This is a genomic window from Affinundibacterium seohonense, from assembly GCF_014284305.1.
GTDB lineage: Bacteria > Pseudomonadota > Gammaproteobacteria > Burkholderiales > Burkholderiaceae_D > Undibacterium > Undibacterium seohonense.
Genome location: NZ_JACOFW010000056.1, coordinates 1 through 3,367 on the forward strand (window position 1 = coordinate 1; position 3,367 = coordinate 3,367).

A 3,367-nucleotide genomic window follows, 5' to 3' on the forward strand; every position below is an offset into this window, starting at 1 on the left:
CCAATTGGCGAATCGTCGCTTTACAGCGCCTGCCAAGTTTAATGTATAGCTTCACCGCCCGAAGACGTTCTTCATATGAGTACATGAACCACTCCCAAAAGTAGTCCAAGATTTTATCCGCACCCCCGGTAAACGCAGTTTTGCGCAACGAATATTGACCAGAAAAATTAACGGTTGTGTCGCATTAACGTAAGGCATCGTAGCCTTAGTGTAGACTTTAGCGTTCTAAAAATACGCGGGTAAAGATGCAAACGACGAAGCGACTGCGCTTTCCGATAGAAGTGATTTTAGTTTGTATTCGTTGGTATGCAGCATACCCGTTAAGCTATCTGCATATTGAGGAAATGATGGAAGAGCGAGGTGTCTGTGTCGATCATTCTTCCATCAACCGGTGGTCGATCCGATTTTTGCCCATGTTAGAGAAAGTATTTCGCCAACATAAGCGACGAGTTGGTGCAAGCTGGCGTATGGATGAAACCGATATTAAGGTCAAAGGTGTTTGGAAATATCTTTATCGCGCAGTCGATAAAGAGGGTAAGACAATTGACTTTCTATTGACTGCAAAGCGTGATAAAGCAGCAGCCATGCGTTTCTTCGACAGGGCGATGCAGGATAACGGCATTCCAGAAAAAGTGACGATGGACAAGAGCGGAGCAAACAAATCAGCGATCGATGAACTCAATGATGCGATGGACGGACCGATGCTCATTCACCAGGTTAAATATCTCAACAACATCGTCGAGCAAGATCACCGCGCAGTGAAACGAATCACAAAACCAATGCTTGGATTCAAATCATTTCACGCGGCGAAAAGCATCTTGGCTGGCATCGAATTAATGTACATGATTCGCAAAGGCCAGCTGATGTTTGGTGGCACAGAAGAGATGTCTTTTGCCGACCAGTTTTATGCTTTGGCAGGACAAATCCATTCAGTTTGAGACCAAATACAAAACCTGCCAATATTTCGACTTGTAGTTGTTAACGCGACAAAACCCAACCACTATACGGATGCCGGGGAGGACTTGTCAAAACTGGGCAAATGCATTTGCATCCCGCTATCTGACTCTCCCTAAAGGAAGTGGTTTGACGCCGTTGTTTGATCAAATCAACTACTTTCAGTGATCTTTAGGCTTGACACCAAATTTGCCACTAACGAAATATTAGATCACTAGAATCATCCTCACTTTGAACATCTTGCCCAACGTCGGGCATTCCTTCAGAATGGTCTGACTTGAATGCGAATAACACTGCATTAACAATTTTTTCCGCTTTCACTTCGTCATTTAATTTTGGGTGTTTTTTTCGAATAACGTTAGTTAGCCTTTTATTCTGCCATACACTGCTAATGATTATATCGAGCGTTACGTCTGGTGCTTCAACGATTTGCTTTAATGCTGAACGTGCTCGATAAACATTTCTTATATAAAGAGCTTCGTTGTGCATTTCTTCTTCTATTGTTTGCTGGATCACATTACCAAGATATTCCACATGCGAAGTTAAATTCGGATATTTCCAGGCGAACATAGCTTCCTTATAGGATCTAAAATGGAAATTTGACTCAACACCATCCTCATAAGTTTCGGTACTTCCGAAACGATATTCGTGGACATAACGTTTCATAAGTGGTTTTGAAAACATTTCCAAACTGGAATCGTACCCAACACGGGCAGTACTTGAATGCGTAATAGTGGCTGATATAGGGAGGATAAATGGTTTTGGAACAGCCCCATCACGACGCAAAATGTCGTTTACTAGGAAACGCGAAATCCGTCCATTTCCATCAGCCATTGGGTGAATGTATACGAACCCAAACGATGCCACTGCAGCGCGTAAAATGGTGGCACTACCTCTCGTTCGGTTCAATGATTCTGCTAAACCTATAAGCTGATCTGGTACATCATGCCAATGTGGCGCGATGTAGTCGACCACGTCTCTATAGCCCGATGAATGTCCGACAAAAACGGGCGAACGACGAACACCATAACTAAGTGCGCTCTCTCCAAGGATCTCTTTCTGTAAAGACTCCAACTCTGGAATCGAGAGTGGGTTTTGCAATTCTCCACATCGGTTTTCCATGACCATGGCAAAACGCTTTATCCTATCCTCTTGATCTTCTTCGTGTTCAATGGCGAAGCTTGCACGACTCTCCTTAATGGTAAGCCACACACTGCTTCGCATCAGAACATCGGTCCCAAAACGCTCTTCTAGCCCAACCAATGCTTTATTACAATCATAGGATTGAGCCTTTCGTACATTGTCACTTAAATAGACAATGGGGCAAAATTCTGCGTTACCAGGCATATTGTCGCGAACTCTCCAGCGTCTAATCTGATTAACCTGCTGAGCTACAAAATATTTTTTCGGTTCGAGTGCTTCAACGTAATTTCCCTGAGTGACATCTTCGTTCGATAATTTTCTACCGGTCATCCATTCATAAAAGAAACCAACACGCCTTGCGTAGCTACCCGTTGATTCGTCATTGATCCATTCTTCAAGAACCGCAGGTTCTATGACGTTAAATAAACGCGCCATCATTTCAAGATGGACTTCTTCATGCTTTAACATAAAGACCAAGTGTCCAGGTATCGTATCTTCAGGACGAAATGATTCTGTGAAATGCTGCTCTTTGAAATCAAATGTAATATCTGTCTTACGACTTTTTGCGATATAACTTTCAACTCTCAGTGGCTGCACAAGGTACAAGTTATATTTTTCAATTAACCATTTCCCACCGACCTTATCCATACATCACTCCATTAAGTATTAGATTTTAAGTTCCCATAATATACAAAAACGATTACGCCAATACATAAATCATTATATTTGCTCGTAAATATCCAAAAACAATTATTAAATTTCCTTTAAGTCATCTAAAATTTTAAGGACATCAATTGTGTGTTAAGTGAACTCGACATCCTCCATCACGCAACCCTTGCATTTCTCATGCATTTATACGTTAAGATTTTTAATAAGATTGCTCAAGAGCGAGTGTAAGACGAACATGCTGCCAGAAAGGAAAAATCCGTTCAGATTGAGAACGAATAAAAATTCTTCCAAAATTTCCTATTGCAGTTCTTTATGCGACAAACCCATCAATTGCAATGATGATGATGTTGTTGTTTAGCTAGATTCGTTCTTGCCTATGCTAAGTAAGAACGAATTTTGCGAATGTCGCCTGTATCCAAGCTATTGTCGATCTCAATTAATTTGACATGTGATTTACATGTCATTTTTATTATGCACAGCATTAACCCTTCATTAATCGCGATTTTCCGCAGAGCTTCCCCCGTTAACTTCGTTAGGCATATTAATTGCTATCGTTGCCATGTCCACGCTGAAGTCTTTTTTGCGAGTTAAGAGGTGGAAC

At 41.5% G+C, this 3,367-nt stretch carries 2 protein-coding genes; one reads left to right on the forward strand and one right to left on the reverse strand.

Annotated features, from left to right (window positions below):
• The first annotated feature begins 245 nt into the window (after positions 1 to 245).
• Positions 246 to 938 (forward strand): IS6 family transposase, encoded by a 693-nt coding sequence (locus tag H8K52_RS20485; protein WP_186924768.1) that lies wholly within the window; start codon positions 246 to 248, stop codon positions 936 to 938.
• Between the two features lie 211 nt (positions 939 to 1,149).
• Here the strand turns inward: H8K52_RS20485 and H8K52_RS20490 are convergent, their stop codons facing one another.
• Complete coding sequence (locus H8K52_RS20490) at positions 1,150 to 2,745, reverse strand: Fic family protein (protein ID WP_186924769.1); 1,596 nt, start codon at positions 2,743 to 2,745, stop codon at positions 1,150 to 1,152.
• Positions 2,746 to 3,367 lie beyond the last annotated feature (622 nt).

Bases quoted from the DNA above. Each gene is read 5' to 3' on its own strand.
- H8K52_RS20485 (WP_186924768.1), top strand. From the start codon at position 246: ATGCAAACGACGAAGCGACTGCGCTTTCCGATAGAAGTGATTTTAGTT.
- H8K52_RS20490 (WP_186924769.1), bottom strand. From the start codon at position 2,745: ATGGATAAGGTCGGTGGGAAATGGTTAATTGAAAAATATAACTTGTAC.